The following is a 20,679-nucleotide window of genomic DNA, read 5'->3' as shown; positions in this document are numbered from 1 at the left end:
AGTTAAAATAGCTCAAGGCTGTGTTGCTCTCAATCCCAATAGCCAGCTATTGCTCAATCGAGCGCCTTACCTTGAGTTATTTTTCCTGCGCACAACAAGATCACAAACTTAATGGAACTGGTATAACAGTTAATAACGACTAAGCAAACTATGACTTAGTCTTTAAAAAAACGGGCATCATCAGATGCCCGTTTTAAGTTAACAATTTATACCTATTCGTTTGGTATTAACTATCTGTACTAACTATCAAAATAACTCTTAATCTTCTTCAACTAAAGTCATTAATGACGTGTTACCACCTGAGGCGGTAGTATCAATACTAATGGTTTTTTCAGTTAACAAACGTTGGATCAAGTTATCAAAATATTCAGAACTGATCACAGGTAATATTGCCCCTTGACGTTCAGCTAATTTTTCACTGATAAAGTGTTTACGGTCACAATGACTGTCGACAACAATACCTGATAACGCTGGATGCGCTAACATAGTGGTTAAGTGAGATAACCTAGCCACTTGGAAAACATCTTCATCTTGGCCAGTAGCAATAAACTTATCTCTAAAGGCTATCGCTTCATCATAATACAAATCAGATACCACAGTGATAACGGTATTACCGGTTGCTAAAGCCGTTACAATAGAAAGTAACCAAAAATGAAAGCTAACATTTTTATCCGCAAAACAGATAATATTGCCGCGATTTTCCAAATAAAGCACATTAGATTCACCTGTTGGCCCAGGTAAAAATGTTGGCTTTTTCAAACGCTTTTCAATACTAATTAATTGTGAACGCGCTGATTTTAATGTGCGGTTTAAATCGTCAGCTAAATCTTCAACAATTTCGACATGAGAAATTTTTGCTAACAATTGACGAAGACAAGAAATGCGGGTGTTTAACTCAGTTAAGCGCCAACCTTTTTCTGCTGCATTAGCCTTGTCCATAAACAATATAGCTTCTTTTTCTGACTGTTCACCGCCGTCTAACGCTTCTACCTGCCAGGGTAGTAAGTTAAATTGCTCAGCATCTGGAGTGGCTTTTTCTATTACTAAACGGGTTAAGTAATTTGGCCCACCTGCTTTAGGTCCGGTACCTGAAAGGCCACGACCACCAAACGGCTGTACACCGACAATAGCGCCAATCATATTACGATTGATATAGACATTGCCGGCACGTGACAACTTAGCTAAATCAAAGGCGCGGTGTTCAATACGAGTATGAATACCCATAGTTAAACCAAAACCTGTGCCATTAATTTTATCCACAACCGCTTCTATATCATTGCCTTTAAAACGCACCACATGCACACAAGGACCAAATACTTCCTTAGTTAGCACGTTAATGTCTTTAATTTCATAAAGTCGTGGCGCAAAAAAGAAATGCTCGTCCTGCGCTACTTCATCAGTTATCTCACTGGCAATAGGGCATTGGTACAGCAGTTTGCCATTAGTTTTCATATAGTCGCTGTGAGCATTGAGGGCATCTAATGCTTTTTGATCAATCACTGGACCAATATCAGTGCTTAACTTTTCTGGGTTGCCCACATGTAATTCTGCCAAGGCACCTTTGAGCATAGTAATGACACCATCAGCAATATCTTCTTGCAAAAATAATACTCGCAGCGCTGAGCAGCGTTGACCTGCAGATTGAAACCCTGAAGAAATAACATCATCAACCACTTGTTCAGGTAAAGCAGTAGAGTCGACTATCATACAGTTTTGGCCACCGGTTTCTGCGATAAATGGCACTTGATCGCTACCTCGGTCAGCCAAGGTTTGTGAAATAATAGTGCCGGTTTCAGTAGAGCCAGTAAACATAACTGTTTGAATACGAGCATCAGGTACAATAACGCTGCCTACTTGACTGCCTCTAGCAATAACCGCTTGAACAACACCTTCAGGTAAGCCGACCGACTTCATTAATTCAATGGTACGTAAGGCGATTAAACTAGTTTGCTCAGCAGGTTTAGCTAAGACCGTATTACCGGTGGCAATAGCAGCCGCTACTTGACCTAAAAATATCGCTAACGGGAAGTTCCAAGGGCTGATACATAAGACAACCCCACGCGCTTCTAAGCGTTCATCGGCAGCAACTTCAATAGCTTGTTGTGCATAATAACGACAAAAATCAACCGCTTCACGCACTTCATCAATACCGTCTTGGGCTATTTTACCGGCTTCTTTAATACATAAGGCGATTAGCTCATCGGTATGGCGTTCAAGAATATCAGCCACACGACATAATAAATCAGCACGCTCGGTTACTGGTGTTTGTGACCATGAAGTAAATGCCGTTTGTGCAGTATCAATCATCTCTAGCATGGCGGCTTTGTCGTGCAGATGATGAAAGCCAATAATTTCACTATGGTTCGCTGGGTTCTTAACCGCAATAGCGCCTTCTGGGAGCTCATCTTTGTTAAGGGCATGATCAACTACCCAGTGATCTAATGAAGCTTTTAACGGCGTGATGATATTAATGTCGGTTAAATCTAAGCCTTTAGAATTATCACGGCCAAGGCCTTTTGCATCATGATATAAGGCAATAGGTTTAAGTATTTGGTTGTTGTACTTATCTTTTAAGCGCTGAGTTCTTTCAACTGGGTCTTCAAGTAAGGACTCAACCGGTTGCGATTCATCAACGATAGCGTTAACAAAAGAAGAGTTAGCGCCATTTTCCAATAAGCGACGGACCAAGTAAGCTAACAATTCTTCATGATGGCCAACTGGTGCGTAGATGCGACATTGAATGTTTTCAAGTGAGACAATTTGGTCGTACAAAGAATCGCCCATGCCATGTAAACACTGAAATTCAAAACCTTCTTTATCATCGCCAGCAAGTTCAACAATTGTTGCTGCAGTGTAAGCGTTATGCGTGGCAAACTGTGGGTAAATAGAATCTCTATATTCTAATAATTTATTGGCACAGGCATGGTAAGAAACATCGGTAGAAGACTTACGCGTGAAAACAGGAAAATGTCCCAAGCCGTCTTTTTGAGTGTTTTTTATTTCTGTATCCCAATAAGCACCTTTGACTAAGCGCACCATCATTTTTCGGTCAACACGTACAGTTAATTCTCGTAACCATTCAACGACAAAAATAGCGCGTTTTTGATAGGCTTGTAATGCCATACCAAAACCGTCCCAACCGTCTAATTCACTGTCACTAAATACCGCTTCAATAACATCAAGTGATATATCTAAGCGCTCAGACTCTTCTGCATCGACGGTCAAGCCAATGTTATAGCTTTTTGCTTGTAGGCAAAGTGTTTTAAGTTTTGGTACAATTTCAGCCATTACACGCGCTTTGTGAGTAAACTCATAACGGGGATGAATAGCCGAAAGCTTGACTGAAATACCTGGCACTCTGCGGGGATCGTTTTTACCGGTCGCACGAGCAACTTTACCAATGGTTTCTATCGCGTCTTGATAAGCTTTAAAATAGCGGTTAGCGTCGTCCATGGTGCGAGCGCCTTCACCGAGCATATCGTAGGAGTAAACATAACCTTGCTGTTCTTTGGTCGCCGCACGCTCAGTGGCTGCTTTAATAGTTTCGCCCATGACAAACTGCTTACCCATAATCTTCATGGCGTAGTTCATTGATTTACGAATAACCGGTTCACCTAAACGCCCGATGACTTTTTTCAATAAACCAAAGCTATCTTTTTTGCGTTTATCCGCATAATTAACCATAGTACCGGTAATTAACAGGCCCCACGAAGAGGCATTAACAAACAGTGATTCACTGCTGCCAAGATGACTACTCCATTGTCCTTGAGAAATTTTGTCACGAATTAAGGCATCTTGAGTATGCTTATCTGGTACACGTAATAGGGCTTCAGCCAAACACATTAATACCACACCTTCTTCGCTTGATAGAGAGTATTCCTTTAACAAAGCATCTATCGCGCCAGTACCCGCTTGGTCTTGGCGAATTTTTAACACCATTTTACGCGCTCTTTCCCAAGCACGACTTCGAGCACTAACATTAACTTCTGCTAGTGGCAAAATATGATCTACCGCTGTATTTTCATCAATACGATAAAATTCACGAATTTTCTGACGAATTGGGCAATCGGTGATAAATGAATCATTAAAAAGCATAGATTTTTCCTCAAAATAACTAAGTAGTAGGGTGGTACTAGTTAGCGATAGTTACAATAATTTTAATTCGTGCATTCTAATTAAAACTTAACCGTATGTGCTAGTTAAATTTTGGTTTTAAGCCATTTAAAATAGCGCTAAAATAGCCTCTGACCATATAATATATTTCAGGTAAAAGGCTTATAATCAAAAAGTGTGACGTGGCGAGTTATAAAGTCACTGTTTTTACTGAAATTTACCTGATTAATTCCATCAATATTGCTTAGTACACTTGCTTTTTGCTAAATTTTTTAATGTAACATCAAATGTAGCGTTAAGTTGGCTCATTTATTCTCGTAATCGCTGTATAGTCATTCTATTTCAAAATAAATTTTAGCGCTAAGGCTAGGAAATCAGAGCAAGGCGCGATACATTTTTGGCTCTGACACCTTGCTTCGCTTTATCTTTATCTTTACCTTTACCTCTTTGGCGCTGTTTTTAATTTATGCCATGTCGCTAGCCCTTTTGTGACTTGCATAACCCTACAGTTAGAAATAGGGCGGATATAAGCTAATGGAATAACTATGAATGTTGTTATAATTTATCAGGCTATTTGTCTGGTGCTACTTGGTGGTAAAATGTCAACTGTGGTATAATCTTCGCATACTATTTATTACTGTTAGTGTAGATTGCTTGCTATTATATTTTATTATCTAAAATAATTAATAAGTTAGGCCAAATACAACACAACTTTATATACCATGAAAAATAATCAAACCATGCTCACATTATTGTGTAATGTTAATATTTACGCACCATCCCCCCTAGGCATTAAAAATGTTCTGATTGCAGGTAATAAAATTGCCGCTATCTATGAGCCTGGAAAAGGGCAAATCGATATTCCTAAGCAATGGCACGTCAAGGTGATTAACTTTGACGGTGCGACGTTAACGCCAGGTTTTATTGATAGCCATGCCCATATTACCGGAGGTGGTGGCGAAGCAGGTTTTGCTACGCAAGTGCCACCTGTTGGCCTGACTGAATTTACCCATGCGGGTGTTACTACTGTGGTGGGCTTACTTGGCACTGATGATACTACGCGTAGCACTGAAAACTTATTAAGTCGAGTATATGGGCTGCGTGAAGAAGGCATGTCTGCTTACTGTTGGACCGGAGGATACCATTATCCTTTAACCACCATAACGGGCAGCGCTAAGTCAGATATTGTTTTTCTTGAGCCGGTCATTGGTATTGGTGAGTTTGCGATTAGCGACCATCGCTCTAGCCAACCAACCTTTGAAGAAGTGATCCGCCTTGCTAGTGAAACCCATGTGGCGGGCTTGATCACCGGTAAAGCGGGTATTATTCATTTTCATTTAGGTGATGGTGAAAAACGTCTAGCCTTAATTGAACAAGCGCTTAGAGACACCGAGTTGCCGGCACGGGTATTTAACCCCACCCATGTTAATCGCAACAAAGCCTTGTTTGAAGACAGTTGTAAATTACTAACTCAAGGTTGTCATATTGATCTGACGGCATTTCCTGCTGGTACAGCGCAGCCTGGTTGGGAAGCTTGTGACGCCATTGAAATGGCGGTTGAAAGACAATTACCCTTAGCACAAATAACCCTAAGCTCAGATGGTGGAGGATGCTTGCCTTGTTTTGACACCCAAGGTGAATTACAGCATATGGATTTTGGTCGTGCGAGTACGTTAGGAGAAACGTTAGTGGAAACTTTAGATAAAGGTTTGCCACTGGAAACCGTTCTCCCGATGCTAACGAGCAATGTCGCTACTATTTTACGCTTTAAAAGCAAAGGGCAAATTGCCGTTGGTTTTGATGCTGATCTATTGGTGATGAATGAAAAATATGAAATTACTGATGTAATGGCGCAAGGTGTATGGCACAAGCAAAATAATCAGACAATTATTAAAGGTACATTTGAATAGAGGTAGATATGTGTCCAGCTAAAACAACTGATGGTCAACAACGGGGATTTGTAATTCCTATCGGGGGGGCAGAAGAGCGCGTAAAAGATCCTATAATCTTGAAACGTTTTGTTGAGCTTTGTGGTGGAGAGAATGCTTATATTGTTATTATTCCGACCGCTTCACAACTCGAAGATACTGGGTCTAATTACGAAGAGGTTTTTCATGAATTAGGGGTGAAAAAGGCCGTTTCGTTATCGATTAATGATCGTGAACAGGCGAATAGTGATGAATACCTCGCTGAATTGGATAATGCCACCGGAATTTTTATCACTGGCGGTAATCAATTACGCTTGTCAACTATTCTAGGCGGCACGCCGGTAGCGCAAAGTATTCGTAAACGCAATGCGGAGGGTGTTCATATTGCAGGCACTTCTGCTGGCGCGGCTATTATGCCAGAGCATATGATCGCTGGCGGGCGCACAGGCGCTTTACCTAATGAAGAAGGGGTGACTTTTGCACCGGGTATGGGCTTAATTAATAAAGTGATTATTGACCAGCATTTTAGCCAAAGAAATCGTTTGGGACGTTTGTTATCGGCCATTTCTTATAACCCTTTTGCTTCAGGCCTAGGTATTTGTGAAAATACTGCCGCCTTTATTGATCCTTCTGGGCTTTTAGAGGTCGTAGGTCATGGTAGCATTACGGTAGTTGACCCGTCAGACTTATCGCATAGCTCAATGGCTGACGCTAATAGAGGTGAAGCTATTACCTTAATCGGCCTCAAGTTGCATGTGCTTGGCCCAGGTGCGACTTACTGCATTAACGAAAGAATAGCGACACCGGCAATTTAAGCTAATTTCTTTTAAAAGCCCACCTAATCTTAGGTGGGCTTTTTTGTTTTATTACAATTACTTAAAGTCTTCCTTAATATCCCCATTGTTAGTAAAATAATATTTTTTCGCAAGTAGTATTTTCGTTATTCAAAGCGTGTTATCTTTTCTAGAGCGCATCTAGCGTAGTCTGATATAAATAATAAATAATAAATAATAAAAAATGCTCCTCAGAGTAATAAAAGGAAATCACGATGAAAATGCTATCTTCCAACGTTTATGTTGGCCCTAATGTTTATGCTCATTTTCCAGTGATTCGCCATATAGTTGATATAGGGATTTTGGAACAATATCCGTCAGTTAAGCTAGGTAATGAATTTATCGATGGCTTAATCACTAATCTGCCCAGTTTAGATCAGCACGGTTGCTCCTATGGTGAGCCCGGCGGTTTTCTTAGACGTTTAAAAGAAGACGAAGGCACTTGGATTGCCCATATTTGGGAGCATGTTACGCTCGAATTACAATGCATAGCAGGTACTGAGGTGACCTTTGGTAAAACCAGAGGTACGGGCAAAACGGGTGAATACAATATGGTATTCCAGTATAAGCAAAGAGATGTAGGTCTTGAAGCCGCCTTGTTAGCCCGAAAATTATTAATCTCATTAATGCCTGAAAATATTCAAGCCAAATTGCAAACCTTGATTGAAGACGATTTTGATTTTCAGCAAGAAATGGCTGATTTTATTCGCTTTGCACAACGTAAAGAGTTTGGCCCTAGTACCCAATCACTGGTTGATGCGGCAGAAAAACGTGACATTCCTTGGTTAAGATTAAACGAATATAGTTTAGTGCAATTTGGTCACGGTAAATATCAACAGCGTATTCAAGCCACTATTACTAGTGAAACTAGGCACATTGCGGTCGAAATTTCCTGTGATAAAGAAGACACGCATAATTTATTAAACGATCTTGGTTTACCTGTGCCTCAACAGCGTATGGCCTATTCAGATACCCAAGCGGTCAAAATGGCAAAGCGCATTGGTTTTCCTGTAGTACTAAAACCATTAAATGCCAATCATGGTCGCGGCGTATCTATTGATCTAACCACGGATGAACAAGTGATCACCGCTTTTGCTTTTGCTCGTGAACACGGTACTAGTCGAGCAGTTTTAGTTGAATCTTTCTTAACCGGTTTAGATCACCGGATGTTGGTGGTTAATGGTGAATTAGTTGCTGTGGCTAAACGTGTACCCGGCCATGTTATTGGTGATGGCGTTAACAGTATTAGCCAATTGGTTGATATAATTAATGAAGATCCACGCCGAGGTGTTGGCCATGAAAAAGTATTAACGCAATTAGAGTTAGATACTCAAGCGATGCGATTATTAGGCGAGGCAGACTTTACTGAGCAAACAGTATTACCCCAAGGTGAAATATTTTACTTACGTTCAACCGCGAATTTATCCACCGGTGGTACGGCAATTGACATGACTGATGTAGTACATCCTGATAACAAAACTATGGCTGAACGTGCAGTACAAGCCGTTGGTTTAGATGTGGGTGGCGTTGACTTTTTAACCGCAGATATCACAAAATCTTATAAAGATATTGGTGGCGGTATTGTCGAAGTTAATGCGGCACCTGGCTTTAGAATGCACGTGGCGCCAAGTGAAGGTAAGCCCAGAGATGTTGCTGGTAAAGTGATTGATATGCTGTTCCCGCCGACATTACCTAAACGTATTCCTATTGCCGGTATTACCGGTACTAACGGTAAAACCACCACCTCAAGAATGCTCTCGCATATATTAAAAAGTGCCGGGCATGTTGTCGGTATGACCTCGACCGATGGCGTTTATGTTGATGGCCAGTTATCGGTTAAAGGTGATATGACAGGTCCAGTATCATCACAAATTGTGTTACGTGATCCCTCTGTTGATATTGCGGTATTAGAAACGGCGCGTGGCGGCATTGTACGCTCAGGTCTTGGTTACTTAGAAAGTGATGTTGCTGCTTGCCTTAATGTTCAAGCAGATCATTTAGGGCTCAGAGGTATAGATACACTTGAGCAACTGGCTGAAGTTAAACGTATTGTGGTTGAAGTTGCCACCGACAGTGTTGTGCTTAATGCGGATGATCCGCTGTGTTTAAAAATGGCTGATCACACCAAAGCTAAACATTTATGTTATGTCACCATGAACACAGGGCATAGTTTAGTACGCGAGCATATCCGTGCTGGTGGTCGAGCCGTGGTATTAGAAAAAGGTATTAACGGTGACATGATCACCATTTTTGATAACGGTACCCATATCCCGCTACTGTGGACACATTTAATTCCGGCGACTTTAGAAGGTAAAGCACTGCACAATGTACAAAACGCTATGTTTGCTGCTGCGCTAGCTTATTGCTTAGACAAACCGTTAGAGGCAATTCAACAAGGCTTAAGAACTTTTACAACCACCTTTTATCAAGCCCCGGGTCGAATGAACGTGTTTGATGAGCACAACTTTAGAGTAATACTTGATTATGCTCACAATGCTGATGGTGTGCGTTGTATGAGCGAGTTAGCCAGCAAGCTAGAAGTTAAGGGCAAGCGCATTACTGTATTGGCAGGCCCAGGTGATCGCCGTGATGAAGATATCGCTAATATTGCTAAAGCGGCGGCTGGACATTTTGATCTCTATATTTGTAAGGCTGATGATAATCGCCGTGGTCGTGGTGTTGATGAAGTGCCGCAACTATTAGCGGCAGCATTAAAAGCTCAAGGTATTGATGAGTCAAAAATTTATTGTATTTCAGATGAAGTAGAAGCGATAAATAAAGGCTTAGAACTCGCTAGTAATGATGACTTGTTAATGGTTTTTGGTGATGCGATAACACGCTGCTGGAAACAAATCATCAATTTCAATGGCGTTAATGAAGCTGAGCATGAAACAGAGCAAAGCCCACGTCAAACCGTTGTTTCTATGCTAGAAACTAGTGAGCCTGATACTTTTGTCTTGGAAACTGGCATGCGAATTGTTTCCGATGAACGCGGTGTGCGTGTGGTATCTGAACACGATGAAGAAAGTGACTGATTTCAGTTAAGAAGGTCTAAAAACCTTTGGGGCGACTGAGTGAACCATGTCGATTGTTGCGGGTATTTTTAATGGGCTATTTTTAATAAAATAACCGGTTAATAATACCATGCAGCTGATCATGATTTGCTCAGAGGTCGTCAAATTCACATCTTGAAATCGTTTGGGTATATATGAATATAGAAAATATAACACTGAGCTTAGATGATAATCGTCGGCTGACGGGTAAAAATTTATTATCAGATCAGCCAGGCGCTATCATTGATGCTTTTGTTTCGGGTATTGATAAACTTATCGTGGTGAATATATGGTCTGTTTATGCTAATCGGCTACTTAAAGCGGTTAATTGGTCAAATGAAAAACTATACTCACGTATCTTTGAAGATGGCATCACTATTGCCATTAGTGCGCCAATTGATGCACTTTATGCCGCCTGCGATTTAAATGAAATAGCATGGCAACTGACCTGTGAAGAATTAACTAACACAGCAAATGAAGAAGAAATTTCAATAGCCATTGCACGCTTAAAAGCCACGATAGCAGAAGAAGTTAATCCAGATTTATTGGCATTAATTAAACAATCAAAAGCTAAAGGTATTGTTTATTTGGTTGATGATGACGAGTTTTCATTGGGCTATGGCACCACAGCGCAATGTTGGCCGATATCGGCACTGCCTGAATTATCCAGCATAAACTGGTCGCAATACCAATCGATACCGCTTGCCTATGTAACCGGCACCAATGGTAAATCAACCAGTGTGCGTATTATGTCGCAAATTATTGAGCAAGCTGGTAAATGTTGCGGTGTTACCTCAACAGACTTTATTCGGGTTGGTGACAATATTATTGATCATGGTGATTATTCAGGCCCGGGCGGGGCAAGAATGTTATTGCGCCATCCTGATACCCAAACCGCTATTTTAGAAGTAGCGCGTGGCGGTATTTTACGTCGGGGTTTACCGATAGATAATGTTGATGCGGCTTTAATCACCAATATTGCTGAAGATCATTTAGGGCAATATGGTATTAATACCGTTGCCGCACTTGCCCAAGCTAAAGCAGTGGTTGCCAAAGGCTTACAGCATAACGGCGAAAGTAAAGGCATCTTAGTACTAAATGCTGACGATGAGCATTTAGTAGCCTTAGCGCCTGAATTGTTGGTGAATAAGTGTTGGTTTTCTTTAGATGAAAACAACAGCACACTACAGCAACATAAACAAAAGGGTGGCGCGGTTTGTTTTGTTAGAGACCAGCAATTGCTTTATTCAGACGCTAATGAAGAAACAAACATTATTGCTGTCAACGATATTCCCATGACGCTAAATGGCGCGGCGCTGCACAATATTCAAAATGCGCTGGGCGCGATTGGCTTAGCTAAGAGCTTAGATATTGAAAATAAGGCGATTACCAAGGCGTTGTCGAAATTTGCTAGCAACAGTGAAGATAATCCCGGTAGAGGCAACCAGTTTAGCGTTAATAACGCGCAAGTGATTATGGACTTTGCCCACAATGTTCATAGCATGGAGGCCATGGCAGTCACTACAGCGAACATTAAAGCCCAGCGTAAATTTTTAATGTTAAGTCATGCTGGCGACAGAACTGACGCTGAAATCATCAATATGACAAAAACAGCATTAAAAATGCAGCCTGATTTTATTATCGCGGCTGAGTTAATACCTTATTTACGTGGCAGGGCTGTAGGAGAAGTACCGCAGTTAATTGCCGAGACAGCGCTGGCTCACGGACTTAAAAAAACTGATATTTATTTTTTTGACAGCCCCTTTGCTGGCGCAAAATATATTGTAGAACAGCTACAAGCCGATGATTTAGCGTTACTGATGGTGTTATCTGAGCGAGCTGAGATCACCGAATTGTTACTTGAGAAATCGTAATTAGGCTTACTGTTTTTTTATCAATTAACTCACAGTAATTAGATGTAAAGCCTCTGTAGTAACAGAGGCTTTTAACCTTTAGTCCAAACTATTTAAAATTTATTCAAAAAATTAACAGCTCCTATTCAAAATACCTGCATACACTTTACTTTTTGGCTATTGCTTTATTTTCTGATTAAGTGCATTGCCTATAAGTGCGTGGCCTATAAGTGCGTGGCCTGTAAGCGGGTAAGTTAAAACAGCCCATAACTAAATTATTTTGATCTAAGCGCTAGTTTTATTCGTATAATTTTTTTTAACTAACTGAATTATATCCATGAAACGTACCTTATACTGGGTGAATAAAGATCTTCGTATCAATGACAACGCCGCGCTTAACTTAGCCAGTAAAAGTGATCATCTGCTTTGTGTATATGTTGTCGATAAACAGTCCTTTGCAGCAAATAAATTTCAGTCAAAGCCTTTAGGAGCTACTAGGTGGCGATTCTTACAAGACTGTTTAGATGATTTTAATCAGAGCTTATCAACGCTTGGCCAAGAGTTATACATTGTTTATGGCGATACCTTATCTACCTTAACTCGACTCTGTGAAAACTATCAAATTACTGATGTAATCACCACTAAATTACCCAGTACTTATGAAAATAGGCTTATGACTCAGTTGAGTGAGCAGCTACCTGAACTGATTATTAATCAAGTAGACCAATTTACTTTATTTACCAAAGACTCATTGCCTTTTGAGCTTGAGCAATTACCGGTTAGTTATTCCAAATTTCGAAAGAAAATGGCTGAAGTCACTATTGCTGAGCCAGTGCCAACCGTGCAATCTCTGCCTAGCATGTTTGACACCCTACCGGCGCCAACTCGCTTTAAGCCTGAATGGCTGCCGACTGCAAGTGCTACAAAGACCGAACAAGGCTTTGAATTTGAAGGCGGCGAACAACAGGGCTTAAAGCATCTTAGGCAATATTTTTCATCAAATTCTCCCGCAGAATATAAGCAAGTCAGGAATAATTTAGACGGTTGGAAAAATAGCAGTAAGCTATCGCCGTGGTTAAATTCTGGCTGCATTTCTGTGCGCCAAGTGATCCGTTTTCTTACTGATTTTGAACAGCAGCGCGGAAAAAATGATTCAACTGAATGCCTATATCTAGAATTATTGTGGCGAGAGTATTATCAATGGGTGCATTGTAAAGTGGGTGCTAAAACCTATCAGTTCAAAGGCCTTGCTAAAAGCCCGCCTCTGACAACATTCTACCCTGAACGCTTTAATAAATGGTGTTTAGGTAATACCCCGTATCCCTTGGTTAATGCCTTTATGCATGAGTTAAGGCAAACCGGGTATTTAAGTAACCGAGGACGCCAAATTGTTGCAAGTTGCTTAGTTAATGAACTCAGTGTTGATTGGCGCTACGGTGCGGCCTGGTTTGAAGAGCAGTTAATTGATTATGACGCTGCGGTTAATTGGGGTAATTGGCAATACATTGCTGGCGTAGGTGTTGACCCTAGAGGTGGTAGACACTTCAATATTGAAAAGCAAACCACACTTTATGACCCTAAAGGTGATTACCAAGCTAAATGGATAGATCAAAGTCAGCAAAGCGCTCAAGCGAATCAAGCACTAGACTCTGTCGATGCTTCAGATTGGCCGGTGCGACAGTAAGCTAAAATGGCAGCTAACATAGTGGCAAGCGATATCGTGGCAGCTAATATCATAGCCGATAGTGCGGTCAATATTGTTTGGTTAAAGCGTGACCTGCGACTTAGTGACCATCAGCCACTGACTGAGTCAATTCAATCGGGTTTAACATTGCTGTATTACGTTTTTGAACCTTTATTGATAGCAGACCCGCATTACGATGAACGACATTGGCGTTTTATTTGGCAATCAATTGAAGATATTAACCTTCAACTCAGTGCTTTTAATGCCCAAGTTTATGTTTATTTTGGTGATGCGATTGCTGGCCTTAATGAAATTCAGCAGCGCTTTAATATTACTGGTTTATTTAGCCATGAAGAAGTCGGCTTATTGTCTACCTTCGAGCGCGACAAAGCGGTTAAAAAATGGTGTAAAGCACAAAATATTGTTTGGCATGAAAGTGCATCAGGGGCGGTAAGTCGCGGTAAAAAAAATAGAAATAACTGGGACAAAGATTGGCGTAAGATTATGAAAGCTGATTTATATCAGCCAACATTATCTTGTACTACACTAGTAAGTAAGCAATGTTTAGAACAGTTACCTCAGTCTTTTCTACCTGTTTCTTGGTCAAAACCTGACGATTTCATGTTAAAAGGTGGTGAGCTTTGGGCGCAAAAAATGCTGCAATCATTTTTAAATGGCCGAGGCAAAAATTATCATTTTGATATCTCTAAACCACAGGCAAGTCGTAAAAGTTGCTCACGGTTATCGCCTTATTTAGCCTGGGGCAATATAAGCTTAAGGCAGTTTTATCAAACTATATTAACCAAAAGACCACAAAGTGGTTGGAAACGGCCAATAGATGCACTGGCATCTCGACTGCATTGGCATTGTCATTTTATGCAAAAATTTGAAAGTGAACATCAAATGCAATGGCGTCCGGTAAATCGTGCTTACAGTGATTTTATTTATCCTGATATTCACTGTGGTTTGAGTGTTGAAACGCGATTAAATAAATGGCAGACCGCCCAAACAGGTTATCCGTTAGTTGATGCTTGTATGCTTTGTTTAATAAAAACAGGTTATGTAAACTTTCGTATGCGCGCGATGCTAGTCAGTTTTTTATGCCATCACTTACTGCTTAATTGGCGTTTAGGGGTTAGGTATTTAGCAAAATTATTTCTTGATTTTGAACCAGGCATTCACTATCCACAATTTCAAATGCAGTCAGGGGTAACGGGCACTAATATTATTCGGGTTTATAACCCAGTGAAACAGTCATTAGAGAAAGATAAAGATGGCCTATTTATTAGAACATGGTTACCACAATTATCAGAATTGCCGAATGAAATTATTCATACCCCTTGGCAATTATCGCCAATGGAGCAACAGCTTTATCGATGTCAATTAGGCGAAAACTACCCCTTACCTATAGTCGACATCAACGAAACAGGAAAGATTGCCCGCGATTTACTCTGGGGTTTTCGAAAGCGATTTGACAGTAAAAAGGAAGGTCAGCGCATTGTAGCAAAGCATGTTCGAGCGACTAAAAAACCCACGAAAGCAAGAAAGCCTAAACCATCAGAAAAGTTAATATGATCAGCGATGCATAAAAAATTATTGTTACCCCATAAAAACTGTCTCACCTGTAAAAAAGACTTTTTATGGCGCAAAAAATGGCAAGCCAATTGGCAGCATGTGTTGTATTGCTCAGAGCGATGTCGGCGCAATAAAAAATCGATCGATAGTTCAATTAATAGTTCAATTAATAGTTCAACAAAGAGCTAAACTTAAAATTAAACAAAGAGCTAAACAAAGAGCTAAACAAAGAGCTAAAATCTGGCTCCATCTAGGGTTCAAATAAAGGTAAGGTAAATTTATGACGGCAAAACACCTCAGGCTCATATTGGGTGATCAACTCAACCCTATGCACACTTGGTTTCAACATATCGACGCTGATGTTGTTTATGTCATCGCTGAGCTTCACCAAGAGGCAAGCTACACTAAACACCATGTGCAAAAAATAAGCGCCTTTTTTGCTGCCATGGCTGATTTTGCTCAAGACCTTGAAAGTAAAGGCCATCGGGTTTGTTACCTAACTTTAGATGATAGTGCAGCATATCAAGATCTTCCACAGCTAATACAAGCATTAGTTGCACGCTATGCTTGTCAGAGTTTTACCTTTCAACGGCCTGACGAATACCGCTTACGAGCGCAATTAGCTGGCATGTCAGCGCAGTTAGCTTTACCTGTAGTTGAAGTCGACAGTGAACATTTTTTACTGCCCTTTGATGAGTTAGCTAATCATTTTAAAGCGGCAACGCATGTCAGAATGGAAAACTTTTATCGCTTGATGCGTAAGCGTTTTTCTATTTTGATGGCGGGCTTAAAACCGGAAGGTGGTGCATGGAATTTTGACGCTAATAATCGTCAATCATTTAAGCAAGCTGATCTCAAACTTATTCCTAAACCTTTGGTATTTGACAACTCAGCAGATGAGTACTTACAGCGGATAAAACACCATAATATTAATACCATAGGGCAGGAGTCGGTTAATGTTGCTTATCCAATCAATCGCCAACAATCGTTAGCGCTACTGGATTACTTTTGTCAACATCAGCTGGCTAATTTTGGCAATTTTCAGGATGCAATGACCGTAGCGTCGCCTTACGCTTGGAGTTTATATCACTCGCGGCTAAGCTTTTCACTTAACTGTAAAATGCTCAGCCCAATGGAGGTAATTGAAACTGCACTTACCGCTTATCAAGATTCTGAGGGTAAAATCACACTGGCTCAAATTGAAGGTTTTGTTAGGCAAATTTTAGGCTGGCGAGAATATGTTAGAGGCATGTATTGGGTTAATATGCCGAACTACGCAGAGCAAAATTTTTTAGCCGCTAAGCGTAATTTACCTGCTTTTTTCTGGAACGCTGACACTAAAATGCAGTGTTTAAAAAGCGCGATATCACAATCACTAGAGCATGCTTATGCCCACCATATTCAACGCTTAATGATCACGGGAAACTTTGCTTTGTTAGCCGGTATAGAACCTAGCCAAGTTGATGATTGGTATTTAGGCATCTACATAGACGCGATTGAATGGGTAGAATTACCCAATACTCGCAGTATGGCACTGTTTGCTGACGGTGGTTGGATTGCAACAAAGCCTTATGCGGCAAGTGGCAACTACGTGAATAAAATGAGTGACTATTGTAAAAACTGTCATTATAAAGTGAAAGAAAAAGTTAGCTCAAATGCTTGCCCGTTAAATAGTTTATATTGGAACTTTATCGACCAAAACTATGACAAGTTTGCTTCAAACCATCGTATGAGCTTTCCTATCCGTAACTGGGATAAAGTCGATCCGGCGCAAAAAATTGCCATTAGAGAAAAAGCGGCCGAGTTATTAAATGATTTAGATAAGTTATAAATTTACTCAATAGCTGTGTGGCGTAAATTAAAAGTCATTGTTTTAAATATCGTGGTTAAGTTATGAATTCTACTGCTTAAAGGCTAAAGGCTAAAGGCTAAAGGCTAAAGGCTAAAAGATAAAATAACGATGTTAGCCAAATATTTTTGTAAGTAACAATGCCGGGTTAGGTGATTTTTTTGCTGATTTTTTGTAGGTCGGACTTCAGTCCGTCAAGCCTTAAGCGGGCGATTAACGTTATGGGTGAACAAAAATATTCAGCGATTATTATGCTGCTTAACAGTTTTAATACCAAAAAAAGTTAAATTTCATTTAACCTGATGGACTAAAGTCCAACCTACATTGAACCTGCACTGAGCATACACTGAGCATACATTGAACCCGCATAGAGCATATATAAAACCTACGGGTGAGCACTTAGCCTTGAGCTGTTTTTTTGTAATCTTTTGTAGGTCGGACTTCAGTCCGTCAAGCGTGCAGCGGGCGATTAACGTTATGGCTGAACAAAAATATCCAGCGATTATTATGCTGCTTAACAGTTTTAATACCAAAAAAAGTTAAATTTCATTTAACCTGATGGACTAAAGTCCAACCTACATTGAACCTGCACTGAGCATACACTGAGCATACATTGAACCTGTATTGAGCATATATAAAACCTACGGGTGAGCACTTAGCCTTGAGCTATTTTTTTGTAATCTTTTGTAGGTCGGACTTCAGTCCGTCAAGCGTGCAGCGGGCGATTAATGGTTATTTTTACTCTATGTTTTGATTATTTATCAGTTATAACATTGATTCATTTTAATATTAAAAGCAACGGCTAACACTAGAGTTATAAATTTACTTAAGTTTATATCAGTGAACTTATACCCGTGAATGCAAAAATAGTTGCAAGCAGTATCGCTTGGGTTTTATTCCAACTTAAAATAGGCAAAATAAATTATGGGTAATTGGTCTTTTCTTATCTGTTATTCGTATAGCTAGAAAACTTATTGAGCAATATTAGGATAGCTTTTATGGCATTTTTGATGGACGAAGAATCAAGAATTATAGAAATGGCTTGGGAAGATCGAACTCCCTTTGAAGCGATAGAACATCAGTTTAATTTACGAGAGCCCGAAGTGATAAAATTTATGCGTAGTCACTTAAAGCCAAAAAGCTTTAGATTATGGCGTAAAAGAGTGGGTGGTCGAGCGACAAAACATCTGCAACTTCGAAGTGATGATGTAACAAGAGGTTACTGCCCGACACAATATAAGCAGCGTTGATAAAGAAAATTATTACCTAATTCTTACCTAATTATTACCTAATTATTACCTAATTCTGACCTAGCTCTGGCCTAAGTCTAGCTTAACTTTGACATAAGCATAGCCTAAGTTTGGTTCAATGATGGTATCAGGGTTTAATAGTGACTTTATTTTAGGTTAAAGAGCAATCAATTTCTTTTGTCTAGTGGCTGCAATTTTTTGATTAAGCTTAAAAGTTTTAAGTGTAAGCTTAAAAAATAAAAAGCGACTATTAAGCCGTTTTAAATAGCCTTTAAATAGTGCTGATTTCTGCCGTTTCTCTTTGCTTGATATAAATATTTGTCTGCTGTTTTAACTAAGTTTTCGCTAGTGATTTTAGTATTAGCAAATTTTAGAGTGGCTCCGACAGAGACCGAGGTTTTAATAATCTGGCCATTATTATTTAAATTGAAATTTGCAACATCTTCGACTATTTCTAAACAGGTTTCTGTCAGTTTTTCTTTATTTACGCCATAGAGAATTAGTGCAAATTCATCTCCCCCTATACGAAAGCCAATGTCTTCAGTGCGGCGGCATTTCGCCTCTATAACCTCAGCTAATTTTTTTAATACCTCATCACCCATGCCATGCCCAAAAGAGTCATTAATTATTTTAAAATAATCCGCATCAACAAAAATAAGGCCCAGCGTTGCTTTTTCACGAACGGCAATCGCGTTTAATCTTACCACTTGCTCTTGAAAGGCTCTTCTGTTGTTTAATTTTGTTAACCCGTCTGTGATCGACTCGTTATAAAGCCTATTGATTAATATATAATTTTGATAAAGTCTTTTTTGACCTATCCGATTAACTGTAAGACAAATACCCGTAACAAAACCCAAGATAACAAGTACAAATATTAAGTCAGCTAATGGATGATTTATATAAATATTTACCGCTGTAAATATGGAAAGAATAAGCACAGTCACTATGCCTGAAGGTTTAATCGGCAGTACCATAAGTAAACAGCCAAACATAATAAGAAGTACTAAACCGAGCTGAGAGAATTCAAAACCATGCAATTGAGAAACGTAATAGACTATCGTATGATTTAAGCCTGCGCCTAAATAGATAAACAACAGTAAAAATACGTCTGAGCGTATCGATAACGGTGGCTTATACCAATATACAAAATTTAAATACAATAAGGGCAGAATCACCAAGGTCAGCCGGGCGGTTAGTGTTAGCGTGTAGACTTCACTGGGGAATTTAATGACGTCCATAACGGCAAATGCAATATACAAGAGTAAGCCAACCATTAAAGCTCCACGCCTGACACTTAAGCATTGTGACATCAAAAAATGTGAGAACTTCTCTCGATTATTAATATGCTTATGGTGAAGGGTTGTATTCATATAATATCAACTTTATAAGAATTATGAGGTGAAGTTTTTCATATTTTGTCGCGCTAAAATTAATAACGTCATAAGTTTAATGATTTAAAAACTAACAAGAATTTAATTTTTTATCTTTAAGTATATAACTTTTTTTCTGTATAAAGCTATTATTAATGCTTTTATTATGTGCGTGCGATTTAACAGTATAATCAGAGAATATTTATAAAACTTCTAAGTATCAGATATCCAATTTCTATCTATTTTAAAGAGCAAATGCACGTTTGACTCAATATTAGCCGCCAACAATTTAGGCTAATTTTAAGCTGTGCTAGTGCTGCGTTAACTGATGAATGTTTTAGCCATTTTAGTCAGCATTTGCTTAACTATTAGTCGACAATAGACTCTATCTTTAAGTCTCTTGACGACCATTTTATTCGCTACGTTTTACTTACCAGTAAGCGGCTTTAAAAGAGTGGCTTAAAAATGTACTGAATAAGACAGAGAAAAAACTATTGGCTTAAATTTAAATTTGTGACCAGCATTAATCGACTACCCAGCTTAACTAACAATATTACAAACTCTATTAGTCAATAACTGAAAAGTAATGCAAACTAGCAAATAACTTAAGCGAGTCGGCTAATTATTAGCTGATTTTTATTTCGCTGCATACTTTAGTAAACATCATTAGCCCATTAATTGGGTTAAATTTCTTTTGGATAGATATTATGAATTTAGATAAATCAACAAAACGTATAGCAAAAAAAGTTAAAGCGGGTTTTCAGGGCTATCCTCAAATTACCTTGGCTTACTTTGGTGAAGTGGAAGATTGCGCGACACAAGTGGTGGTGAGTTTTATGTTAGAAGCCGGTGCTGATGCCCAAGAAGAACGTTTTTCTAGCACCGGTAATATTAGAAAAGACGAAACGGTCCAAACCACCATCGTAAAAGTTATTGAGCGAGCAGAGGCAAAAACGGTGATCGAAGTGGCAGGTGTGGCAAAAATTAAATAACAGTAGCGAATAACGCTGACTATTCGTCAGGGTAATATTTATAAAATATGGCTCGTACTAAGCTGTCAGCAATCAGTTAGAGCCCATTTACAGCTGAGCTATTGCCTAAGTTATAGTGGCACAAGTCAGCACAGTATTAGCGCTGCAGGTAACTTATAGACAAGGCAAACAGGGGGGAC

General features: G+C 39.6%; 12 protein-coding genes. 10 read left to right on the top strand and 2 right to left on the bottom strand.

Annotated elements, in window-relative coordinates; all coding sequences use genetic code 11:
• Nucleotides 1–258: 258 nt before the first annotated feature.
• The gene (gene putA, locus ESZ39_RS08070; protein ID WP_146879402.1) at nt 259–4,095 is read right to left on the bottom strand and encodes a bifunctional proline dehydrogenase/L-glutamate gamma-semialdehyde dehydrogenase PutA; all 3,837 of its coding nucleotides are present in this window, start codon (nt 4,093–4,095) and stop codon (nt 259–261) included.
• A gap of 740 nt (nt 4,096–4,835) precedes the next feature.
• On the opposite strand from putA, the gene iadA reads away from it, so the two are divergent.
• The 9 genes from iadA to ESZ39_RS08025 all read left to right on the top strand — a co-directional run bounded on the left by iadA (nt 4,836) and on the right by ESZ39_RS08025 (nt 18,138).
• Nucleotides 4,836–6,023 carry a beta-aspartyl-peptidase gene (gene iadA / locus ESZ39_RS08065; protein WP_191321731.1) on the top strand — a complete coding sequence of 396 codons (1,188 nt, stop codon included), beginning with the start codon at nt 4,836–4,838 and terminating at the stop codon, nt 6,021–6,023.
• A gap of 8 nt (nt 6,024–6,031) precedes the next feature.
• Nucleotides 6,032–6,856, top strand: a complete 825-nt coding sequence (locus ESZ39_RS08060) for a cyanophycinase (RefSeq protein WP_146879401.1) — start codon at nt 6,032–6,034, stop codon at nt 6,854–6,856.
• A 233-nt stretch (nt 6,857–7,089) separates the two neighbouring features.
• A complete protein-coding gene (gene cphA / locus ESZ39_RS08055; protein ID WP_146879400.1) occupies nt 7,090–9,909 on the top strand; it encodes a cyanophycin synthetase in 2,820 nt (939 codons plus the stop codon).
• A 173-nt stretch (nt 9,910–10,082) separates the two neighbouring features.
• Nucleotides 10,083–11,801 (top strand): Mur ligase family protein, encoded by a 1,719-nt coding sequence (locus tag ESZ39_RS08050; RefSeq protein ID WP_223270293.1) that lies wholly within the window; start codon nt 10,083–10,085, stop codon nt 11,799–11,801.
• Between the two features lie 316 nt (nt 11,802–12,117).
• Nucleotides 12,118–13,464 carry a DASH family cryptochrome gene (locus ESZ39_RS08045; protein WP_146879399.1) on the top strand — a complete coding sequence of 449 codons (1,347 nt, stop codon included), beginning with the start codon at nt 12,118–12,120 and terminating at the stop codon, nt 13,462–13,464.
• A 6-nt stretch (nt 13,465–13,470) separates the two neighbouring features.
• The gene (locus ESZ39_RS08040; RefSeq protein ID WP_146879398.1) at nt 13,471–15,039 is read left to right on the top strand and encodes a cryptochrome/deoxyribodipyrimidine photo-lyase family protein; all 1,569 of its coding nucleotides are present in this window, start codon (nt 13,471–13,473) and stop codon (nt 15,037–15,039) included.
• A 6-nt stretch (nt 15,040–15,045) separates the two neighbouring features.
• The gene (locus ESZ39_RS08035; protein ID WP_146879397.1) at nt 15,046–15,228 is read left to right on the top strand and encodes a DUF2256 domain-containing protein; all 183 of its coding nucleotides are present in this window, start codon (nt 15,046–15,048) and stop codon (nt 15,226–15,228) included.
• Between the two features lie 91 nt (nt 15,229–15,319).
• Nucleotides 15,320–16,870: a cryptochrome/photolyase family protein gene (locus tag ESZ39_RS08030; protein ID WP_146879396.1), complete on the top strand. Its 1,551-nt coding sequence runs from the start codon at nt 15,320–15,322 to the stop codon at nt 16,868–16,870.
• Between the two features lie 1,016 nt (nt 16,871–17,886).
• Nucleotides 17,887–18,138 carry a TIGR03643 family protein gene (locus tag ESZ39_RS08025; RefSeq protein ID WP_146879395.1) on the top strand — a complete coding sequence of 84 codons (252 nt, stop codon included), beginning with the start codon at nt 17,887–17,889 and terminating at the stop codon, nt 18,136–18,138.
• Between the two features lie 260 nt (nt 18,139–18,398).
• On the opposite strand, the gene ESZ39_RS08020 is transcribed toward ESZ39_RS08025, so the two are convergent.
• A complete protein-coding gene (locus ESZ39_RS08020; RefSeq protein WP_146879394.1) occupies nt 18,399–19,508 on the bottom strand; it encodes a GGDEF domain-containing protein in 1,110 nt (369 codons plus the stop codon).
• Between the two features lie 707 nt (nt 19,509–20,215).
• Between ESZ39_RS08020 and ESZ39_RS08015 the strand changes: the two genes are divergently transcribed.
• On the top strand, nt 20,216–20,500 hold the full coding sequence (locus ESZ39_RS08015; protein WP_146879393.1) for a hypothetical protein: 285 nt from the start codon (nt 20,216–20,218) through the stop codon (nt 20,498–20,500).
• Nucleotides 20,501–20,679 lie beyond the last annotated feature (179 nt).

Origin of the sequence: Colwellia sp. C1TZA3 (assembly GCF_007954265.1) — a bacterium.
GTDB lineage: Bacteria > Pseudomonadota > Gammaproteobacteria > Enterobacterales > Alteromonadaceae > Cognaticolwellia.
Note: the sequence above shows the minus strand (reverse complement) of the source record. Positions and strands in the feature narration are given on the sequence as shown.